The following is a 20,967-nucleotide window of genomic DNA, read 5'->3' as shown; positions in this document are numbered from 1 at the left end:
CCGCGTAAAGCCTAGCCGTTGGGGCGCGCCAACCCGGTGGAGGCGCGCCCACGGCGGAACGGGAGACTTTGAGCCAACTGCCTGTTTACATGCGCTCGGGGACAGGGACGCCCAGAAGGTCGAGCCCCGTCTCCAGCACCCGCAACGTCAGCGCGCACAGGGCCAGCCGGTGGTCTCTGGTCTCCGGGTCGACCCCCTCCTTGATCACCGGGCACTCCTCGTAGAACGTGCTCAGCAGGCTGGCCGTCTGGAAGAGGAACGCGCACAGCCGGTGCGGCTCGGAGGCGGTGGTGACCTGTGCGACCAGCTCGCCGAAGCCCAGCAGGTGCAGACCCAGCGCGCGCTCGGCCGGGGCGCCGAGCACGATGGGTGCCGTCGCCTCGGCCGGGGCGAGGCCGGCCCGGCGGAAGATGGAGCGGATGCGGGCCGTCGCGTACTGCATGTAGGGGCCGGTGTTGCCGGTCGTGGCCACCATGCGGTCGAGGTCGAAGACGTACTCGCTGTCGTGGCTGACCGACAGGTCGGCGTACTTCACGGCGGCCATGCCGACGGCGTGGGCGATCTCGCGCTGGGTGGCCTCGTCGTAGCCGCGGTCCTCGATGAGCTTGGCGGCCCGGTCGACGGCCTCCTGGAGCAGGTCCATCAGCTTGACGGACTCGCCGGAGCGGGTCTTGAAGCGGCGGCCGTCCTTGCCGAGCATCATGCCGATGCGTACGTGCTCGGCCGCGGTCGTGTCGGGCAGCCAGCCCGCCAGCCGCGCGGCGGCGAAGACCATCTGGAAGTGCAGCGCCTGCTCGTTGCCCACGACGTAGAGGATGCGGTCGGCCTTGAGGTCGTGCACCCGGTAGCGGATGGCCGCCATGTCGGTGGTGGCGTAGCCGTAGCCGCCGTCGCTCTTCCTGATGATGAGCGGCAGCGGCTTGTCGTCGGAGCCGGTGAAGCCGGGCGGGAACACGCACAGCGCGCCCTCGCTCAGCACCGCCGTGCCCGCCGACTCCAGGTCGTCGCAGGTCTTCTGGAGCATGGGGTTGTACATGCTCTCGCCGGCGATGTCGGCGTCGGTGAGCGTGACGCCGAGCATGGCGTACACCTTGTTGAAGAAGCGCACGGTGGCGTCCATGAAGACGTGCCAGAGCCGCAGCGTGTCGGGGTCGCCCGACTGCAGCGTGCTGACCCGCGCCCGCGCGCGCGTCTTGAACGACTCGTCGGCGTCGAACTTGGCCCGCGCCGCCTGGTAGAACTCGGTGCCCTGACCGGCTTCGAGCTGCGCGACCGCGGCGTCCTCGCCGACGTCGAGCAGGTGCTCGATGAGCATGCCGAACGGGGTGCCCCAGTCGCCCAGGTGGTTCTGCCTGATGACGGTGTTGCCCAGGTGCTCGTGCAGGCGGGCCAGCGAGTCGCCCACGATCGTGGTGCGCAGGTGGCCGACGTGCATCTCCTTGGCCGCGTTGGGTGCGGAGTAGTCGATCACGACGGTCTGGGCCGGCGTGATCGTGCCGACGCCGAGGCGCGGGTCGGCCAGCATCTGCCGGGCCTCGGACTCGATCCACGCGTTGTCGAGCGTGATGTTGAGGAAGCCGGGGCCGCTGACCTCGACCGTGCCGGGGAAGTCGGCCAGCTCCGCGGCGATCGACTCCGCGACCTCCCGCGGGGACCGTCGCAGGCGCTTGGCCAGGCTCATCGCGACGTTCGCCTGGAAGTCGGCGAACTGGGAGGGCCGGATCAGCGGATCTGCGTCGGCGTGCTCCGAGCCGAACGCGCGGGCCAGCGCCTGCTGGACGCGCTCGGTGAGCACAATCTGCGGGTCGGTCATGGTCTAAGGGTACCGGCGAGCTTGACCGCGGCGCTTATCATGAGCGCGGCCACGAGCGAGACGCCGACGGCGGTCAGGTCGTTGGCGAGATCACCCGGTTCGAGGGCGAAGAACTCCCTGACGAAGGGCAGCGACAGGGCGACGGCGAAGAGCACCGCCATGGCCGCGACCAGGCCCGTCCGCCACCAGTTGAGCGGCCTGGCGATGAGCACGAGCACCCACCAGGTGGTGAGGAACAGCGTGATCACGGCGGCCGTCTGATCCTCCAGGAGCGTGGAGGCGCCCCTGTGCGCGGCCCAGAACGACACGAGCACCGCCGCCGCGCACAACACCCCCGCCGGTACGGCGAAGCGCAGCACCCGCGGCACGAAGCCGGGCCTGGCGCGTTCGAGCGTGGGCGCCAGCGCCAGGAAGAACGCCGGGATGCCGATGACCAGCGCGTTGGTCAGGGTCGAGTGGCGCGGCGCGAACGGGAACTGCATCCCGGCCAGCCCGACCGCCAGCGACAGCACGATCGCGTAGAACGTCTTGGTGAGGAACAGGTTGGAGACCCGTTCGATGTTGGCCAGCACCCGCCGGCCCTCGCCCACCACGTGCGGCAGCGTGGCGAAGCTGTCGTCGAGCAGCACCACCTGCGCGACGGCCTTGGTGGCCGGGCTGCCCGCCCCCATGGCGATGCCCAGGTCGGCGTCCTTCAGCGCGAGGACGTCGTTGACGCCGTCGCCGGTCATGGCCACGGTGTGGCCGCGGGCCTGGAGGGCGGCCACGAACTCGCGCTTCTGCTGCGGGCTGACCCGGCCGAAGACGGTGTGGGCGTCGAGCAGCTCGCCTAGCTTGGCGGGGTCGTCGTGCGGCAGGTCGCGCGCGTCGAGCGCCCGCTCGCCGCCCGGGATGCCGAGGCCGGTGGCGATGGCCGAGACCGCCAGCGGGTTGTCGCCTGAGATGATCTTGAGGGTGACGCCCTGCTCGGCGAAGTAGCCGAGGGTCTCGCGGGCGTCCGGCCTGATGCGCTGCTTGAGGGTGACGAGCGCGACGGGCTCCACGGCCGCCTGGCCGCGTTCGGTGGCGTCCAGCGAGTCCGTACGGCACAGCGCCAGCACCCGCGTGCCGGTGGCGGCCAGCTCGGTGGCCCGGTCGTAACAGGCGCCGCCGTGCAGCAGCACGTCGGGCGCCCCTAGCACCCAGGCGCCGTGCCCGCCGAAGTCGGCCCCGCTCCACTTGCGGGCCGAGGAGAAGGGCACGGTGGAGCGAGCAGCCCAGCCGGCGGGGGCGGCGGGGTAGCGGGCCCTGATGGCCTCGGCGGTGGCGTTCGGACGCTCGTCGAGGTGGGCGAGAGCGGCCAGGGCCTCCTCGGCGGGGTGCTCGCCGGGCATGGGCAGGACCTCGTCGAGGTCCATCCCGCCCGCCGTGAGCGTGCCCGTCTTGTCCAGGCAGAGCACGTCCACCCGGGCCAGCCCCTCGATCGCGGGCAGCTCCTGCACCAGGCACTTGCGCCGGCCCAGGCGGACGACGCCGACGGCGAACGCGATGGAGGTCATCAGCACCAGCCCCTCGGGGATCATGGTGACGATGCCCGCGACCGCGCCGGTGACGGCGGTGCGCAGGTCGGCGGAGTTGTGCAGCTGGCTGTAGATCAGCAGGGCGCCGATCGGGATGACCAGCCAGGTGATGTACTTGATGAAGTTCGCCACGCCGGCGCGCAGCTCGGAGTGCGCCAGGTGAAACTTGCTGGCCTCCTCGGCCAGCTTGACGGCGTAGGCGTCGGTGCCGACCCGGGTCGACACGAACGCGCCCGACCCCGCCACCGCGAAGCTGCCCGACAGCACCTGGTCGCCGGGCTGCTTGTGCACCGGGTCGGCCTCGCCGGTGAGCAGCGACTCGTCGATCTCCAGGCCGTCGGAGTGCACGACCTCGCCGTCCACCAGCAGGCGGTCGCCGGGGCCGAGCAGGATCAGGTCGCCGAGGACGACGTCACGGGGGTTGATCTCGCGTTCCCGGCCGTCGCGGCGCACGCGTACGGGAGCCTCGTTGATCACCGCGAGGCGGTCGAGCGTCCGCTTGGCACGCAGCTCCTGGACGATGCCGATCAGCGCGTTGGCCACGATGACCAGCCCGAACAGGCTGTCCTGCCACTCACCGAAGATCAGGATCAGCGCCCAGAGCACCCCGATGACGAGGTTGAACAGGGTGAACACGTTCGCCCTGATGATCGCGCTCAAGGAGCGGCTGGAGCGGCGCGGGATGTGGTTCGCCTTCGCGCCCGCCACCTGCTCCGAGGTGAGCCCAGGTGTCACCGAGATGAGCCCATCCACATAAGCCCCCGTTTCTGTGGATCGGTCTCACACCCTAAGGGTTCGCCCCGCCGCGTGACAGCGACTTGGGTCTCCACTCCGTGCCGTCCGCGACTTGGGTCTCCACTCCGCGCCGTCCGCGGCTTGGGTCTTCACTCCGTGCCGTCCGCGCCGCGGCTCGCCTTCCACAGCCGGTGGGAGCGGCTCGACGCCGCCATCCGCTCGCCGATGGCGCTCACCACGCCGGCGGCCGACAGGTCGGCGGCGAGCCGGCAGGCCGCGCTGATCCCCTGGGCCTTGGAGGCGCCGTGGGCGATGACGACCGTGCCGTTCAGGCCGAGCAGCACGGCGCCGCCGTGCGCCTCGGAGTCGAGGCGCCGGCGCAGCTCGCGCAGGCGGGAGCGCTGCATGGCGGCGCCCAGCCGGGCCAGCCTGCTCTCGCTGATCGCCTCCCTGAGCTCGGCGAAGGCGTAGCGGACCGCGCCTTCCATGGTCTTCAGCGCCACGTTGCCGGTGAAGCCGTCGGTGGTGATGACGTCCACCTTGCCGGTGAGCAGGTCGTGGCCCTCGACGTTGCCGGTGAAGTGCAGGCCGGGGGCGGCCTGCAGCAGCTCGTGCGCCCGCCTGACCAGCTTGTCGCCCTTCTCGGCCTCGCTGCCGATCGTGAGCAGGCCGACCCTGGGCTCCTTGATGTCGTGGGCCAGCTCGGCGTAGGTGGCCCCGAGCTGCGCGAACTGCACCAGCATCTCCGGCTTGACCTCGGCGTTGGCGCCCGCGTCCAGGAGCACGGCGGGGGCGGGCAGCGTGGGCAGGTCCACGGCGATGGCCGGTCTGAGCACGCCCTGCTGGCCCTTGAGCCGGAGCCTGCCGGTGGTCACGATCCCGGCCGTCGAGCCCGCTGACACGACCGCGCAGGCGTCGCCGCGCCGGACGAGGTGGCAGGCGATCGCGATGCTGGAGCGGGGGCGGCGCAGGCTGGCCAGCGCGCCCTCGTCCATCTCCAGCGCCTCCTCGGCGCGGACGATCGGGATCTCCTTGGTGGCGTCGTGGTCGGCCAGCGCCTCGTAGAGCACGCGCGGGGAGCCGACGAGCACGACGGGCAGGCCGCGCTCGCGCACCGCGTGCACCGCCCCGGCCACGATCTCGTGCGGCGCGTGGTCGCCGCCCATGGCGTCGAGCGCGACTGGCCTGCTCTCGGACAATGCTCACCTCGTACGGCATCGAGCCCGCCGCCACGGCTTGGCCGGTACGCGGGCTCGGTATGTCCGCATCAGGCGAGGCAGGTGTCAGGGTAACCGGCGGGTAGGACCTGTTGGTTCCCTCCCGCGGGCGTTCCAGTCGTGGTCGCCCCGCCGCAGGTGGGCGCCTAGTGCAGGTTCCAGTCGTCCTTGCCCCGGGTGACGATCACTTTGGCGAACTTCGACGATCCCGTGAGCCTGATCAGAGGACCGTCGCCCTCGGACCCGGCCGACACCTGGCGCTTGCCGAACAGGGCGCTGCCCTCGTCGATGACGTGGGCGTTCTCGGGCACCCGCACGATCATCTTGCTGAACCGCGCGCTGGTCTCGATCGTGATCTCGCGCCCCGGCAGCACGGCGTCCGACAGGTCGATGATCAGCGCGCCGAACCGGGCCGACAGCGTGGTGTGCCGCGAGGCGACCCAGCGCCCCTTGCGCACGACCTTGCTGAAGTTGGAGGTGATGACCTGCCGCTCGACCGTGGCGGGCACGCCGGACGCGGACACCTCGGGCAGGTCGTGGGTGAGGGGCACGAGCTCGCCGACCGTCTTGGCCGTGTAGGCGACGTCGAGGCGGTCGGCGTGCTCGACGGTGGTGAGTCTTCCCGTGGCGAGTGCCTCGGACAGCACGGCGGCCACGCGGTCGCGGTCGGCGTCTGAGGCGCGCATAGCAGGATCGTCGGTCACAAGACGGAAGCCTACCCCTATACGCGATATGTCGCGAGTGTCCACAAACCTCAAGGAAAACTTGGAGCCCAGCGGAACCGCGAACGCGGGTGGCCGCGTCCGGGTATTAAGAACCGTAGACGCGCGACAGGGTCGTGAGGTTTACACCCGATCGAACAAAAAAGATGGGAACGGCCTAGTGATCTTGAACCAAGCAGGCACGCGACGCTTCCGGGCGTACACGTCCAAGCACCTCGACCAGCTTCTGCAGCGTGCGGGGCTGGGGGACGACGAGCGGCTCAAGGTGCGGGCCGTCGCCACGGTGCTGCCCTTCCGGACGAACGCCTACGTCGTGGATGAACTCATAGATTGGTCGGCCGCGCCCGACGACCCCATATACCGGCTCGTCTTCCCACAGGAGGACATGCTGCCCGCGGCAGAGGTGGCCAGGCTGGCCGACCTGCTGAAGGCGGAGGCGCCGAACGCCGAGATCCAGGCGGAGGCGAACCGCGTACGTGCACAGCTCAACCCGCATCCCGCAGGTCAGAAGGAGCTGAACGTCCCGAAGATCGGCGAGGAGCCGGTCCCCGGCATGCAGCACAAATATGCCGAAACCGTGCTGATCTTCCCCAAACAGGGGCAGACCTGTCATGCCTACTGCACCTACTGCTTCCGGTGGGCGCAGTTCGTCGGCGACGCCGACCTGAAGTTCGCCTCTGACGACATCGACCAGATGGTCGCCTACATCCGCCGGCATCCCGAGGTCACCAGCGTGCTGATCACCGGCGGCGACGCCATGATCATGGGTGAGCCGGTGATCAGGCGCTACATCGAGCCGCTGCTGGAGCTCGAACAGCTCGAGTCCATCAGGATCGGCACCAAGGCGCTGGCCTACTGGCCGCAGCGCTTCACCACCGACCCCGACGCCGACGACACGCTCCGCCTGTTCGAGCGGGTCGTGGAGTCGGGCAAGAACCTCGCGTTCATGGCGCACTTCTCGCACCCGCGGGAGCTGGAGTCGCCGCTGGTCTCCTCGGCCGTCGAACGCATTCTCGGCAGCGGGGCCACGATCAGGACCCAGGCTCCGCTGATCAGGTCCATCAACGACGACCCGGCCGTGTGGTCGGCCATGTGGCGGCGACAGCTCAGGATGGGGCTGATTCCCTATTACATGTTCGTGGAGCGCGACACCGGGCCACAGGACTACTTCGCGGTCCCGCTGGCGCAGGCGTACGAGATCTTCAGGGACGCCTACTCGGCCGTCTCCGGGCTCTGCCGCACGGTGCGCGGGCCCTCGATGTCGGCCACGCCGGGCAAGGTGTGCGTGGACGGCGTCACGGAGATCGCGGGGGAGCGCGTGTTCGTGCTGCACTTCATCCAGGCCCGCGACCCGTCGCTGGTCGGGCGGCCGTTCTTCGCGCGCTACGACCCGTCCGCCGTCTGGCTGACGGACCTGCGCCCGGCCTTCGCCGACCGTTTCCCGTTCGAGCCGGCGGACGCCCTGCTGACCGTCTGACCCCGGCCGCGCGCGTCCACCGCGACCGGAAAATGGGCCCCGGCCCCGTGAACATTTGTTTTCGCGACCCTTTGTTCACGGGCCGTCGGGGCCCTCTCGCGTTCTGCCGCAAGACGCGCGCAATATTGGAAACAAGACCCTCCTATTTCCGTTTTGTCGCTCCGCTCAACACTCCCCCTTTACTCGGTAACCGGGCTGCAAACCCCTGCTACATGGGCATTCATGAGCCTGCGGTGGATCAAGCCGAGTGATAGAACTGCTTGCGTAGCTCAGCCGTAGCGACACGCTTCGTGTGGTGCCCATAGCGCGTCCGCCACGGCATACGGGGGTTATCGATTCGCATTTCCACCGCATTCGAGAGCGATCGATCACGAGCCGGGAAGGCAATCATGAATCGAGTAGTCAAGACGGCGCTGGCCGTCACAGCATTCGGCTTGGCAGCGGCGGCCATGGCCGTGCCAGCGCAAGCGGAAGTCCAATACAACACCGCCAGGTACGCTCCGATCGACGGCCTGGGCGGGGGCACCATTGCCGGCGCCGACCCGCTGGGCGGGCTGCTGAGCAGCCTCATCGGTGGCGGGGGCGGCCTGCTCGGCGCGCTCGGCGGCACCGCGAAGTCCGGTGCCCAGCAGGGCGGCCAGATGTCCGAGCTCGAGCGCGACATGGCCAGTGAGAACCAGGCGGAGACCGGCACCACGGCCAACGCGCACGAGGACGTCACCGCCCACAGCGGCCCGATCCCCGAGCTGTCGCCCATCCTCTCCGGCCTCACCAGCGGTGTCCCGCTCGGCGGGGGCGGCCTGACGGAGTCCCTGCCCGTCCTGGGCGCGGCGCGCATGGCGCAGCCGGCCACCCCGTCGGTCAAGGCCGGCAAGCAGGGCAAGGACGCACCCGCGAGCCAGGGCGACGTCCTGGGCAGCGGCGTGACCGGCACGGTCGGCTCGTCCGTCGAGCGCACCGTGAACACGCTGAGCGGCGCCAGCCTGCTGCCGGCCTCCAGCAGCGGCGCCGTCGCCAAGACGATGGCGGGCGGCTCCAGCGGTCTGGGCACGTTCTCGGCCGACGCCCTGCTGGGCGGCGTCACCGAGGCGACGTGGCTCGCCCTGCCGCACGGCGCGGGCCGCCGGCTCGCCCCGGCGCTCGGGCAGGTGACGCCCGCGGAGATGGCCCCGGTGGTCGAGGCGCTGCCCGCCACCTCGCAGGCCGCCGCCATGGACGAGCTCGCCCCGCTCGTCCAGGACACCTCGGCCTTCGTGGAGGGCCGCGGCGTACAGGCCGCCGGCGCCTACAGTGACCTGATCACCGCCCTCGGCTGGACCACCGACGCGCTGACGAGCTCGGTGCGGGGCTCCGCGGTCCGCGACTAGCCGCCTCTCTGGGCTCGCGACCAGGCACTCCTAGAACGCGGCCGGCCACTTCCCGGCCCCGTGGCCAGGCACTCTCCCCTGATTCGTGGCTAGGCGCGAGTTCGGGGCGGTGACCTGGACGCGGGATCCGGGCTCGTGACCGGACGCGGCTCCTGGACGCGACCCCCAGGTTCGCGACTGGACCGTGATGGTGGCGCTGCCGAGCGCGGCCGGCCGAGGAACCGGCAGGACGGTTCGCGGGTGTCACAGGTGCCGACACCCGGGCACCGGCCCTGGCGGTGACCGGGCGGCTCGCTCGCTCGCCCCCAGTAGTCCCCTGACGGCATGTCCCTCGACCGGGCGCCGCTCTTCAACGGGCCTTCATCGCCCCGGCGCTCCGAGGGTTTCCCCGACCACGGCCCGAGGTCTCATCCGAGGTCCGGATCGGGACGCCGTCGCACTGATGCGGCAGGCCACACGGGCGCCCTCAGGTGCCGGGTGCCCGAGGCACTTCCGCGCGTAGGTTGCGAGTCCGCCGCCGTGAACGGGGCGGACTCACGCCGGGCCTGGGCGGACGCGCCCCAAGCCCGGGGCGCACGAGGCGCCGCCACTGCAGGGCAGCGGCGCCGCGCCCCACCCCGCCACCGGCCCCACCCCGGGGCCGGTGGCGATTTTCGTGCCCGGAGGCCGCACGGCCGCTGCGGGGCTTGAGCCGGTCTCAGGTTTCAGGGCAGACGGACGCCTGTGCGACGGGCTATCTGGGCCTGCAGCCGCGCCATCTGCCAGTGCAACTCGAGCAGCTGCTCGGCGAGCTGCACCCGCGGGATCTCCGACACGTCCTCGGTGGCCAGGTGGTCAATCGCGGTCGCCAGCTCTCCCATCGCGCGCCCCCACTCCATCACCGTTCCTCGGCTCGAATTGACGTTCGAATCCTATCGGAACAGGGGGCACGGTGTCAGTCATTCGCCCCTCGGGTCGCCGACGTTTCGCACACGAGATCGAAAAACACGCGAAGAGGCCGCGACACCTGGGCCCGGGCCCGGGTCGCGGCAGAGAGGAGCGGAGTCAGCCCTTGTTGTAGGCGGCGATGACTTCCTTGGGGTCGCCGTCCATCTTGATCTTGCCCTTGTGCAGCCAGATCACCCGGTTGCAGGTCTGCTCGATGACCCGCAGGTCGTGCGCGACCAGGAAGACCGTGCCGGCCGACTCGCGGATCTGGCGGATGCGCTCCTCGCTCTTCTTGCGGAACTCCCGGTCGCCCGTCGCCAGCGCCTCGTCGATGAGCAGGACGTCGTGGGTCTTGGCGGAGGAGATGGCGAAGCGCAGGCGGGCGCCCATGCCGGAGGAGTAGGTGGACATCGGCAGCTGGACGAACTCGTCGATGCCGGAGAAGTCGACGATCTCCTGGTACTTCTCCTTGACCTCGGCGGGCGTCATGCCCATGGCGTAGCAGCCGAGGACGATGTTGCGCTCGCCGGTCAGCTCGCGCATCAGGGCCGCGTTGACGCCCAGCAGCGAGGGCTGGCCGTCGGTGTAGACGGCGCCCTTGTGCGGGGGCAGCAGGCCCGCGATGGCGCGCAGCAGAGTGGACTTGCCCGAGCCGTTGCGCCCCACGATGCCGATGGCGTCGCCGTGGTAGGCCACGAAGGTCACGCCCTTGACGGCGTGGACCTCCTTCATCTGCGGCCGGCCCTGGCGCTTGAGAATGCGCGTGAGCGCGTTGACCGCGTTGCCCTTCTCGCTGTCGGAGGCCGCCCCGTAGACGCGGTAGACGATGTGCAGATCGTCGACGATGACGGTGGGAGTGCCTGTGGGGACGTCGAGGGGCCGCTTGCCCGGGGGCTCCGGGTTGGGATGCACTCTCACATCCTTGCCGGGGTCGGCGGGCTTGTCGCCCTTCACCTGTGACAGCTCCTTGGTCAGTTCAGCCACGCCCGTACCTCTCCTCGGACCGCCAGAAGTACCAGAAGCCGAAGCCGAGTGCGAACACCGCCCAGAATACGCAAGACACCAACACCATCGTCGGCGGGTGGTGCCCGTAGGTGGTGTTGTAGCTCGGGATGAGGATCTCGCGCATCCACTCGATGTAGGAGGCCGCCGGGTTCAGGTACATCAGGTCGGCCACCCACTGGGGCAGCCCCGCGGACCCCACGACCTTGGCCTGGATCACGAAGAAGACGCCGGAGGCGTAGAGCCAGGTGCGGGTGATGAACGGCAGCAACTGGTTGAGGTCGCGCATCTGGGCGCCCAGTCTGGCCATCACCAGCCCGGCCCCGATGTTGAACAACGTCTGCAGCAGCAGCACCACCGGGATCATGAGCCAGTACCAGGTGGGCCATTCGCCCGTGACCACCACGAGGACCAGCAGCACGCCCATGGAGATGGCGAGCTGCTGGAGCTCCTGGATCGTGTACGCCAGCGGGAGCGAGGCCCTGGGGAAGTGCAGGGCCCGGATCATCGACAGGTTGCCGGAGATCGACTTCGCGCCCGCGGTGACCGTGCGCTGGGTGAAGGTGAAGATGAACATCCCGGTCAGCAGGAACGCCGGGTAGTTCTTAACATCCTTGCCGCCGCCCAGGATGATGCCGAACATCACGAAGTAGATGCCGGCGTTGAGCAGCGGGGTCAGCACCTGCCACAGCTGCCCGAGCGCGGAGCTGGAGTATTTCGTGGTGTTGCGCGAGGTCGCGTACGTCAGGATGAAGTGACGACGCTGCCACAGCAGACGCAGGTAGACAGGGAACCTCGGCCGCGCGATGGCACGGCGAAGCCCGTATCTCTTGGCGAGCTTGGCCAGCGGCTCCTGCCCGCTTCGGCCGCCCGCCTGGGCGTCCGCGACAGCGGATTCCGGCTGGCTCATGGCAAGGACTCTATTGGATCCAGGTCGGTGGGGTGCCTGTCGTACGGGTTGACGACAGACTGTTGGACAGACTGTTGGACGGAGTCTTCGGACGCCGGGGTTCCAAGGCGTCGTCAAGACCTGCTCAACCGTAGCCCAGGGAGCCGGGGCGTGGTGGCAGAGGCGCGAGCAGTGTCGTGTAGGGGGTAGTTTTCATCGACTGTTCACGTCCAGGCTCAGCCCGTAGGTGTGGATTTGTACTGTTTGGTCTTCATGGGGTCAAATGTCTGTGACGCTGGATTGGCACACGTGTGACCGAACTGCAACGCGCCAGAGACTCGCTGGTGGCAAGTAGTGAGGGATAGTCGCGATCGACTGGCAGGGCGTCGGCTGGTTTGACCATGTCAGCCAAATCCGGGGGGATACCAGGAACTCCCCGTCAGGCTGCTCAAGATCACCGCAGCTCAGCGCTAGGCGCCCACCTGTAGAGGGAGGATTTCTTTCACCATGCGTGTTACTAAGGGCGCACGGATCGTCGCCGGTACCGCGCTGCTCGCCCTCGCGGTTGCCGCGTGTGGCGGCGGTGCCTCGGACAACGGTGGCACTGCCGCGGGCGGTGAAACGCCGGTCCGCATGGAGGTCGGTGAGCCCCAGAAGATGCTGTACCCGCAGGACACCACGGAGACCGAAGGTGCCGAGGTGCTCGCCGCGGTGTTCTCGCCGCTCGTGCGTTACGACGAGAACAAGCAGCCGGTCGAGGAGGCCGCCGAGTCCATCACGACTACGGACAGCAAGGTCTGGACGATCAAGCTGAAGTCGTACACCTGGCATGACGGCACTCCGGTGAAGGCCGAGGACTACGCTCGCGCGTGGAACTTCGCCGCTCTCCAGGACAACGCCATGAGCTCGTCCTACTTCTTCGGGCGCGTCGACGGCTACACCGACGTGCACCCGGGTGAGGGCAAGACGCCGACGGCCAAGGAGATGAAGGGGCTCAAGGTCGTCGACGACACGACCCTGGAGGTAACGCTCTCCGCGCCGTTCTCCCAGTTCAAGACGATGCTGGGATACACCGCGTTCTACCCGCTGCCCGCCTCGGCGATCGGCTCCGACGGCAAGCTCAGCCCGGCCTACGGTGAGAAGCCGATCGGCCAGGGCCTGTTCAAGCTGGACAAGCCGTACAAGAAGGGCACCGACCCGACCATCGAGCTGTCGGTGTACGACAAGTTCCCCGGCAAGAAGCCGGCCGGCTGGACCAAGCTGCAGTTCAAGGTCTACACGAGCTCCGAGACCGCGTGGAACGACCTCCAGGCCGAGAACCTGGACATCCACGACTCGCTGCCCGCCACGGCCATCTCGACCGCCAAGCAGGTGCTCGGCGACCGGTACTTCGACGAGCCCGACGCCTCCATCGGCTACATCGGCGTCCCGCTGAAGTACAACAAGGAGTTCGAGAACGTCGACGTCCGCAAGGCCATCTCGATGGCCATCGACAGGAAGACGATCTCCGACACGGTCTTCTCCGGCACCCGCTCCCCGGCCGACGACTTCATCAACCCGGCCATCCCCGGCTACCGCCAGGGCGCCTGCACCGCGTGCACGTACAACCCGGCCGAGGCCAAGAAGCTGTACGAGAGCGCCAACGGTCCCAAGACCATCGAGCTCGGCTACAACGCCGACGGTGGTCACAAGGAGTGGATCGAGGCCGTCGCCAACAACCTCCGTGCCAACCTCGGCATCGAGGTCACGCCGAAGCCGTTCGAGAAGTTCCAGGGCATCCTGGACGCCCTGGACGCCAAGGAGTACAAGGGCCTGTTCCGCATGGGCTGGTCCATCGACTACCCCGCGGCTGAGAACTACCTGACCCCGATCTTCGGCACCGGCGCCATCGGCACCGGTTCGAACTACGGCGGCTACTCGAACAAGGAGTTCGACGAGCTGGTGGCCAAGGGTGACCAGGCCACGGACGCGGCTGAGGGCCTGAAGCTCTACCAGCAGGCCGACGACATCCTGATCAAGGAGCTGCCGTACATCCCGGTGTACTTCTACCGCAGCAACTTCGGGCACTCCACCAAGGTCAAGAACGTCAAGCTCAACCTGCTCAACCAGATCAACTGGGCGGACGTCGAGAAGGCCTGACGTCATTCGTCTGGCGGACGGCTCTTGCCGTCCGCCCGTCGGAGGACTGAGCTTGGAGGCAGTCACTCGAGCCGGGTAAATCACCGATTCCGAGGGGCTGCCTCCAAGTGTGTACCGGAGGGCTTGAAAATGGGCCGTTATGTCATCAGGCGACTGATCCAGGCGATACCCGTCCTGATCGGCGCCACGCTACTCATCTTCTGCATCGTCTTCGCGCTGCCCGGCGACCCCGTGGCGGCCCTGTTCGGAGACAAGCGCCCGGACGCGGCCGTGGCCGAGGTCCTGCGCGAGCAGTACCACCTCAACGATCCGCTGTTGCTGCAGTACTGGTACTACATCAGCGGCGTGCTCTTCCGCGGCGACCTCGGCGTGAACTTCGCCCAGGTGCCGGTGTCGGAGATGCTGGCCGGCAAGTTCCAGGTCACGCTGAACCTGGCGCTGACCGCGCTGGTGATCGAGGCCGTCCTCGGCATCGGCCTGGGCCTGTGGGCGGCGCTGCGCCGCGGCAAGGCCACCGACACCTTCATCCTCGCCTCGACGCTGCTGCTGATCTCGGTCCCCACGCTGGTGACCGGCTTCGTCCTGCAGCTCGTCCTGGGCGTGCAGCTCAAGCTGTGGACAGGGCTGGACATCTTCCCCGTCGCGGGTACGTTCGCGGGCTGGCGCAGCTACCTGCTGCCCGGCTTCGTGCTCGCCGGGGTGTCCGTCGCGTACCTGACCAGGCTCACCAGGACCAGCCTGGTCGAGACCCTCAGGGCCGACTACATCCGCACGGCCACGGCCAAGGGCCTGTCGAGACGGCGCGTCATCGGCAGGCACGGCCTGCGCAACGCGCTGATCCCGCTCGTCACCTACCTGGGCGCCGACCTGGGTAACCTGATGGGCGGCGCGGTGATCACCGAGACGATCTTCAACCTTCAGGGGATCGGCAACCAGCTCTTCACCTCGGTGCACCTGCGCGAACAGCCGGTCGTGGTGGGCATCATCACCATCCTGGTGCTGATCTACATCGTGGCCAACCTGGTCGTCGACCTGTTGTACGCCGTGCTCGACCCGAGGATCCGCTATGAGTAACCCAACCCCGCCGGTCGGGCCGGGACTCCCGGAGACGCAGACGCTGGTCCCGGACACGGTGCCCGCCGCCCCGGCACCCGAGCGCGAGGGCAAGAAGACCAAGGCCGGCAAGCCCGCCAGCCTGTGGACCGACGCCTGGTACGACCTCAGGCGCCGCCCGATGTTCATCATCTCCGTGGTCATCATCGTGATCCTGCTGGTGATGGCGATCTGGCCGTCGCTGTTCACCTCGATCGACCCGTACAACGCCAGGACCTGTGACCTGTCGACGGCGCGGCAGGGGCCCAGCCCCGGCCACCCGTTCGGGCGTGACAACCTGGGCTGTGACGTCTTCGCCAGGACGATCTACGGAGCTCGCAACTCCATCGTGATCGGCGTGCTCACCACGCTGATGACGTCGATCATCGGCGGGCTGCTCGGCATCGTCGCGGGCTTCCGCGGCGGCGTGGTCGACACGCTCGCCTCGCGGGTCACGGAGATCTTCTTCGCCATCCCCTCGATCCTCGGCGCGCTGCTGATCGCGGCCACCTTCCGCGGCAAGGCCAACAGCATCTTCCTGGTCATCGTGGCCCTGACGGTGCTCGGCTGGCCCATGGTGTTCCGCATCATGCGGGCCGCCGTGATCACGGCGAAGAGCCAGGACTTCGTGGTCGCGGCCAGAGCGCTGGGTGCGGGAGCGGGCCGGATCATGTTCCGGCACCTGCTGCCGAACTCGCTGGCTCCGGTCATCGTCGTGGCCACGATCAACCTGGGCACCTTCATCGCGGCCGAGGCCGCGCTGTCGTTCCTGGGCGTCGGTGTGCAGTCGCCGGACATCTCGTGGGGCCTGATGATCGCCGACGCGCGTGACAGGTTCCTGGAGGCGCCGCTGCCGCTGGTGTTCCCCGCGGTGTTCCTGAGCATCACCGTGCTCGCGTTCATCATGATGGGCGACGCCGTGCGCGACGCGCTCGACCCGAAGCTCAGGTAGAGGGGGACCTTGTGAAGAAGACGTCCACAGACCTGTTGCCCGCCGAGGGAGGGCTGGGCGACGGGCCGCTGCTCGAGGTCGACGACCTGCATGTGGAGTTCCGCACGCGGGCCGGGGTCGTACGCGCGGTCAACGGCGTGAGCTACACGGTCGGGCCTGGCGAGACGCTCGCCGTGCTGGGCGAGTCGGGCTCGGGCAAGTCCGTGACGGCGCAGGCCATCATGGGCATCCTGGACATGCCTCCGGCGGTCATCCCCAAGGGGCAGATCCGCTTCAGGGGCACCGACCTGCTCAAGCTTTCGGAGGACGCCCGCACCCAGGTGCGTGGCCAGCGGATCGCGATGATCTTCCAGGACGCGCTGTCCGCGCTCAACCCGGTCTTCACCGTGGGCTGGCAGATCAGCGAGATGTTCCGGATCCACCGGGGCATGTCGAAGTCCGCGGCCATGAAGAAGGCCGTCGAGCTGATGGACCGGGTCCGCATCCCGGCCGCCAGACAGCGCGTGAACGACTACCCGCACCAGTTCTCCGGGGGCATGCGCCAGCGCATCATGATCGCCATGTCGATCGCGCTGGACCCCGAGGTGCTGATCGCGGACGAGCCGACCACGGCGCTGGACGTGACCGTCCAGGCGCAGATCATGGAACTGCTGGCCGAGCTGCAGCGCGAGAGCCAGATGGGCCTGATCCTCATCACCCACGACCTCGGGGTCGTGGCGGACGTGGCCGACAAGATCGCGGTCATGTACGCGGGCCGCATCGTCGAGCAGGCCCCCGTGTACGACATCTACAAGGCGCCCGCGCATCCGTACACCAAGGGCCTGCTGGACTCGATCCCCAGGGTCGACCAGAAGGGCCAGGACCTGTACGCGATCAAGGGTCTGCCGCCGAACCTGCTGGACCTGCCGACGGGGTGCGCGTTCCATCCGCGCTGCCCGTACAGGCAGGACAACTGCGTGACCGACGTCCCCCCGCTCTACGAAATCAGCGGCACGCGCGGCAGCGCCTGCCACTACTGGAGGGAGGTCCTCGATGGCGAGCGGCAGTGAGCGCATCCTGGAAGTGCGCGACCTGGTCAAGCACTTCCCGCTGACCCAGGGGATCCTCTTCAAGAAGCAGATCGGCGCGATCAAGGCCGTCGACGGCGTCTCGTTCGACCTCAACAGGGGCGAGACGCTGGGCATCGTGGGCGAGTCGGGCTGTGGCAAGTCCACGCTCGCCAAGGTGCTGATGGCGCTCGAACGGCCCACCTCCGGCTCGGTGATGATCAACGGCCGGGACATCGCCAAGGCCAGGGGCGGCGAGCTCAAGCGCATGCGCCGCAACATCCAGATGGTGATGCAGGACCCGTACACCTCGCTGAACCCCCGGATGACCGTCGGCGACATCATCGGCGAGCCGTACGAGATCCACACCGAGGTCGCCCCCAAGGGCGACCGGCGCAAGAAGGTGCAGGAGCTGCTGGAGGTGGTCGGGCTCAACCCCGACCACATCAACCGCTACCCGCACCAGTTCTCCGGCGGCCAGCGGCAGCGCATCGGCATCGCCCGCGGGCTGGCGCTGCAGCCGGAGATCATCGTCTGCGACGAGCCGGTCTCCGCGCTCGACGTGTCGATCCAGGCGCAGGTGATCAACCTGCTGGAGCGGCTGCAGAACGAGTTCAACCTGGCCTACATCTTCATCGCCCACGACCTGTCGGTGGTGCGCCACATCTCCGACCGCGTCGGGGTGATGTACCTCGGCAAGTTCGTGGAGCTGGGCAAGGACACGGAGATCTACGACCGCCCCGCGCACCCGTACACGCAGGCGCTGCTGTCTGCGGTGCCGGTGCCGGACCCCGAGGGGCGGGAGCAGCGTGAGCGGATCATCCTTCAGGGTGACCCGCCCTCGCCGGCCAACCCGCCGAGCGGGTGCCGCTTCCGTACGCGGTGCTGGAAGGCGCAGGAGATCTGCGCCGAGGAGGAGCCGCTCCTCCAGATCCGCCCGGGGACGTCCCACGAGAGCGCCTGCCACTTCGCCGAGACGCACGACGTCGTCCACGTGAGCTGACAGGCCACTCCGCTACAGCGTGGCGATGATCGCCGATCCGTGGCCGAACAGGCCCTGGTCGGCGGCCAGACCGACGCGGGCGCCCGCCGTCTGGCGGGCGCCCGCGCGGCCTCTGAGCTGGTTGGCCAGCTCGCAGACCTGCGCGAGCGCCTGCGCGGGGATGGCCTCGCCGAACGACGCCAGGCCGCCCGACGGGTTGACCGGGATGCTGCCGTTCAGCGCCGTCCGGCCGTCCCGCAGGAGCTTGTCCGCCTCTCCCGGCGGGCACAGACCGAGGTCCTCCATCCAGTCCAGCTCCAGCGCCGTGGACAGGTCGTACACCTCCGCCAAGGAGAGGTCCTCCGGGCCCAGCCCGGCCTCCTCGTAGGCCGCGTGCGCGATCGCCGCTCTGAACGGCCTCTCAGGCGCGGGCACGGCCGCGCAGGAGTCGGTGGCGAAGTCCGGCAGCTCCAGGATCGTGTTCGGGAAGACGGGGGTGACCGTCGAGACGGCTGCCAGGCGGACGAACCCCGTGCCGCGGCGGCGGGCGTACTCCTGCGAGGCGAGCACCACCGCCGCGCCCCCGTCCGAGGTGGCGCAGATGTCCATGAGGCGCAGCGGGTCGGCCACCATCGGCGAGGCCAGCACCTCCTCGGCCGTGACGGGCTTGCGGTAGCGGGCCATCGGGTTGAGCGAGCCGGCCAGCGCGTTCTTGACCTTGACGGCGGCGAAGTCGGCGGGCGTCGAGCCGTGCAGGGCCATCCGGCGGCGGGCGTAGAGGGCGAAGTAGGCGGGGTTCGTGGCGCCCAGGAGGCGGAAGCGCAGCCAGTCGGGGTCGTCGGGGCGGTCGCCGCCCACCGGTTTGAAGAAGCCCTTGGGGGTGGCGTCGGCGCCGATGACGAGCGCGACGTCGCACAGCCCCGCCAGGATCCGGGTACGCGCGATGTCCAGCGCCTGAGCCCCTGACGCGCACGCCGCGTAGCAGGAGGCGACCCTGGCTCCCGACCAGCCCAGCTCCCTGGCGTAGGAGGCGCCGGAGACGAAGCCCGGGTAACCGTTCCTGATCGTGTCGGCGCCGACCACGTACTGCACGTCGGTCCACTCCAGGCCGGCGTCGCGCAGCGCCTCGCGGGCCGCCGCGACGCCGTACTCCAGGAAGGGGCGGCCCCACTTGCCCCACGGGTGCATGCCCGTCCCCAGCACCGCCACGGCGCTCATGAGGCCCGCTCCCACATCCACACCAGCGGCCCGTCGGCCAGCGGCCCCGCCGTCAGCTCCACCTCCATGCCCACCTGGAGCTGGTCCACCGTCAGGCCCTTGACCTGGCCGAGCACCACGATGCCCACCTCGTCCAGCTCCACCGCGGCCAGCGTGACCGGTACGTACGGGTCGGGGGCCACGAAGGGGGCGGGGGGTGGGTAGCAGGCGTTGGTGTAGGACCAGACGCGGCCGCGGCGGGGGAGGGGGAGCACCCGCATGTCCGTGCTCGCGCAGCGTGGGTTGGGGCACGAGCCGCGGCGGGGCGGGAAGCAGATCGTGCCGCAGGCGGCGCAACTGGTGCCGAGGAGGTGGACGCCGTCCTCTTCCGAGATGGCGAACCAGCCGTCGATGGCGTACGTCATAGCCGGAGTATCACACAAGCGCTTGCTAGGTTGAATCCCCGTGCTCGCCGGGGTCTCTAGGCGGCGTCCCTGCCGCGCCGTCCGGTGTGCCGTAGGACCACCCGCGCCGACATCGCCACCACCAGGAGCAACATGCCCGCCACCACCGGCATCCTGGAGCCGGGCGCGGGCCCGGCGCCGAAGTACGGCCCCGGCGCGGGCGGCTCCGACGCGGGCACGTCGAGCCTGGCGGCCTCCTTCAGGGCCAGCAGCGCGTTGGCCACGCCGTGCCCGTAGGCGGGGCTGTAGCCGTCGGCGGGCCGCCGCCTGGTGCCCAGCTCGATGGCCAGCCGCACGTGGTACGGCGACAGGTCCGGGTGCGCCGACCTGATCAGCGCCGCGATGCCGGCGACCATGGCGGCGGCCGAGCTGGTGCCGTCGCCGACCACGTACGAGTCGCTGCCGTCGGCGGTGACGATCTCCGTGCCGGGGGCGACCACCGACACGTAGTCCTGCTTGTTGGAGAAGGGGGCCACCCGCAGCCGCCGGTCCACCGCGCCCACGGCGATCACGCCGGGGTAGGCGGCGGGGAAGTTCTTCCTGTTGCCCGCCTCGCCGTCGTTGCCCGACGAGGCCACCAGCACGGCGCCCTTGGCGATCGCGTACTGGACGGCCTCCTCCTCCACCGCCGAGCCCTCCCACGCGCCGCTGCCGCCGCCCAGGGACATGCTGATCACGTCGGCGCCGTGGTCGGCCGCGTACCTGATGCCCTCGGCCAGGGCGTCCCGCCAGCCTGAGCGCTGCTTGTCGCGGCGCGGGTCGCCGTTCTCCAGTGTCACCCTGATCGAGAGCACCTTGGCTGCGGGCGCCACTCCGATGACGCCGCCTCTGCGGGCGTCGCCGTGGCCGCGGCCGGCGATCAGGCTGGCCATGGCGGTCCCGTGCGGGCCCCACGCGCCAGCACCGTCATCGGCCGCGCCCGAGCCGGTGCGCCCGGGGGTGGTGGCGTCGGGGCGAGTGCGGGCTGCGCCTGCGTTGGAGCCGGTGCCGGTGGCGCCGGTCAGGTCGGGGCCTTGGATGACGGCGCCGCGCAGGTCGGGGTGGCGGGTGTTCACGCCGGTGTCGAGCACGGCCACCACCACGCCCGCGCCCTTGCTCGACCGCCACGCCTCCGGCAGCCGCAACGCCCCGAGCTGCCACTGCCCGGCCCGCGCCGCCTCCGCCACGTCATCCACCCGCGCGCCCTCGTCCCCACCGTCCGCCCAGGAGACGGAGCCGGCGACGCCCGTCACCCCGGCCGCACCCGCCACCAGCCCGGCCAGCAGCAACGGCAGGACCCGCCCCCGCACCAGACCGGCCTCGCCCGCCGAGCCACCACGCGCGCCCGCCAGGCCGGCGCCACTCACGTCAGCGCCCGTCACGCCGGCGTCTTGCCCCGTCACGCCGG

18 protein-coding genes are annotated in these 20,967 nt (G+C 69.6%); 8 read left to right on the top strand and 10 right to left on the bottom strand.

Translation table 11 applies throughout. The features are described from left to right. Window positions 1-85 precede the first annotated feature (85 nt). Window positions 86-1,813, bottom strand: coding sequence for an arginine--tRNA ligase (gene argS, locus LCN96_RS52695; RefSeq protein WP_225269913.1), 1,728 nt, complete (start codon window positions 1,811-1,813; stop codon window positions 86-88). Beyond that, window positions 1,810-4,008 carry an HAD-IC family P-type ATPase gene (locus LCN96_RS52690; protein WP_225269912.1) on the bottom strand — a complete coding sequence of 733 codons (2,199 nt, stop codon included), beginning with the start codon at window positions 4,006-4,008 and terminating at the stop codon, window positions 1,810-1,812. The genes argS and LCN96_RS52690 overlap by 4 nt, the downstream gene beginning before the upstream one ends. On the opposite strand from LCN96_RS52690, the gene LCN96_RS57030 reads away from it, so the two are divergent. Continuing rightward, on the top strand, window positions 4,001-4,129 hold the full coding sequence (locus tag LCN96_RS57030) for a hypothetical protein (RefSeq protein ID WP_263657417.1): 129 nt from the start codon (window positions 4,001-4,003) through the stop codon (window positions 4,127-4,129). The two genes, LCN96_RS52690 and LCN96_RS57030, sit on opposite strands and share 8 nt — an antisense overlap. Window positions 4,130-4,256: 127 nt before the next feature. Here LCN96_RS57030 and plsX read toward each other — a convergent pair whose 3' ends face one another. Further along, entirely contained in the window at window positions 4,257-5,306 is a 1,050-nt protein-coding gene (gene plsX, locus LCN96_RS52685) for a phosphate acyltransferase PlsX (protein ID WP_263657416.1), read from the bottom strand. A 164-nt stretch (window positions 5,307-5,470) separates the two neighbouring features. Next, window positions 5,471-6,010, bottom strand: coding sequence for a DUF1707 SHOCT-like domain-containing protein (locus LCN96_RS52680; RefSeq protein ID WP_225269911.1), 540 nt, complete (start codon window positions 6,008-6,010; stop codon window positions 5,471-5,473). A 196-nt stretch (window positions 6,011-6,206) separates the two neighbouring features. Here LCN96_RS52680 and LCN96_RS52675 point away from each other — a divergent pair, with 196 nt between their 5' ends. Next, window positions 6,207-7,523 carry a KamA family radical SAM protein gene (locus tag LCN96_RS52675; RefSeq protein ID WP_225269910.1) on the top strand — a complete coding sequence of 439 codons (1,317 nt, stop codon included), beginning with the start codon at window positions 6,207-6,209 and terminating at the stop codon, window positions 7,521-7,523. 389 nt (window positions 7,524-7,912) lie between these two features. Further along, the gene (locus LCN96_RS52670) at window positions 7,913-8,890 is read left to right on the top strand and encodes a hypothetical protein (RefSeq protein ID WP_225269909.1); all 978 of its coding nucleotides are present in this window, start codon (window positions 7,913-7,915) and stop codon (window positions 8,888-8,890) included. A gap of 704 nt (window positions 8,891-9,594) precedes the next feature. On the opposite strand, the gene LCN96_RS52665 is transcribed toward LCN96_RS52670, so the two are convergent. The 3 genes from LCN96_RS52665 to LCN96_RS52655 all read right to left on the bottom strand — a co-directional run bounded on the left by LCN96_RS52665 (window position 9,595) and on the right by LCN96_RS52655 (window position 11,729). Next, window positions 9,595-9,750: a hypothetical protein gene (locus LCN96_RS52665; RefSeq protein WP_225269908.1), complete on the bottom strand. Its 156-nt coding sequence runs from the start codon at window positions 9,748-9,750 to the stop codon at window positions 9,595-9,597. 184 nt (window positions 9,751-9,934) lie between these two features. After that, window positions 9,935-10,801 (bottom strand): ABC transporter ATP-binding protein, encoded by an 867-nt coding sequence (locus LCN96_RS52660; protein ID WP_225269907.1) that lies wholly within the window; start codon window positions 10,799-10,801, stop codon window positions 9,935-9,937. Further along, a complete protein-coding gene (locus LCN96_RS52655; RefSeq protein ID WP_225269906.1) occupies window positions 10,794-11,729 on the bottom strand; it encodes an ABC transporter permease in 936 nt (311 codons plus the stop codon). The genes LCN96_RS52660 and LCN96_RS52655 overlap by 8 nt, the downstream gene beginning before the upstream one ends. A gap of 612 nt (window positions 11,730-12,341) precedes the next feature. On the opposite strand from LCN96_RS52655, the gene LCN96_RS52650 reads away from it, so the two are divergent. From LCN96_RS52650 to LCN96_RS52630, 5 genes are all read left to right on the top strand, one after another. Beyond that, on the top strand, window positions 12,342-13,847 hold the full coding sequence (locus tag LCN96_RS52650; RefSeq protein WP_225269905.1) for a peptide ABC transporter substrate-binding protein: 1,506 nt from the start codon (window positions 12,342-12,344) through the stop codon (window positions 13,845-13,847). 129 nt (window positions 13,848-13,976) lie between these two features. Continuing rightward, window positions 13,977-14,921 carry an ABC transporter permease gene (locus tag LCN96_RS52645; protein ID WP_225269904.1) on the top strand — a complete coding sequence of 315 codons (945 nt, stop codon included), beginning with the start codon at window positions 13,977-13,979 and terminating at the stop codon, window positions 14,919-14,921. Further along, window positions 14,914-15,891: an ABC transporter permease gene (locus tag LCN96_RS52640; RefSeq protein WP_225269903.1), complete on the top strand. Its 978-nt coding sequence runs from the start codon at window positions 14,914-14,916 to the stop codon at window positions 15,889-15,891. Before LCN96_RS52645 ends, LCN96_RS52640 begins: the two co-directional genes overlap by 8 nt. Window positions 15,892-15,902: 11 nt before the next feature. Then, entirely contained in the window at window positions 15,903-16,940 is a 1,038-nt protein-coding gene (locus LCN96_RS52635) for an ABC transporter ATP-binding protein (protein WP_225269902.1), read from the top strand. Further along, complete coding sequence (locus tag LCN96_RS52630; RefSeq protein ID WP_225269901.1) at window positions 16,924-17,940, top strand: ABC transporter ATP-binding protein; 1,017 nt, start codon at window positions 16,924-16,926, stop codon at window positions 17,938-17,940. Before LCN96_RS52635 ends, LCN96_RS52630 begins: the two co-directional genes overlap by 17 nt. A 12-nt stretch (window positions 17,941-17,952) precedes the next feature. Here LCN96_RS52630 and LCN96_RS52625 read toward each other — a convergent pair whose 3' ends face one another. From LCN96_RS52625 to LCN96_RS52615, 3 genes are read right to left on the bottom strand one after another with little or no spacing between them, the layout of a single operon-like run. Then, a complete protein-coding gene (locus LCN96_RS52625; protein WP_225269900.1) occupies window positions 17,953-19,137 on the bottom strand; it encodes a lipid-transfer protein in 1,185 nt (394 codons plus the stop codon). Further along, window positions 19,134-19,541 carry a Zn-ribbon domain-containing OB-fold protein gene (locus tag LCN96_RS52620; protein WP_225269899.1) on the bottom strand — a complete coding sequence of 136 codons (408 nt, stop codon included), beginning with the start codon at window positions 19,539-19,541 and terminating at the stop codon, window positions 19,134-19,136. The genes LCN96_RS52625 and LCN96_RS52620 overlap by 4 nt, the downstream gene beginning before the upstream one ends. Before the next feature lie 56 nt (window positions 19,542-19,597). Beyond that, complete coding sequence (locus tag LCN96_RS52615) at window positions 19,598-20,941, bottom strand: S8 family serine peptidase (RefSeq protein ID WP_225269898.1); 1,344 nt, start codon at window positions 20,939-20,941, stop codon at window positions 19,598-19,600. Window positions 20,942-20,967: the final 26 nt, after the last annotated feature.

The organism is Nonomuraea gerenzanensis (assembly GCF_020215645.1).
Taxonomy (GTDB): Bacteria; Actinomycetota; Actinomycetes; order Streptosporangiales; family Streptosporangiaceae; genus Nonomuraea; species Nonomuraea gerenzanensis.
The sequence above is the reverse complement of the archived record's forward strand: the minus strand, read 5'-3'. Positions and strand labels throughout refer to the sequence as shown.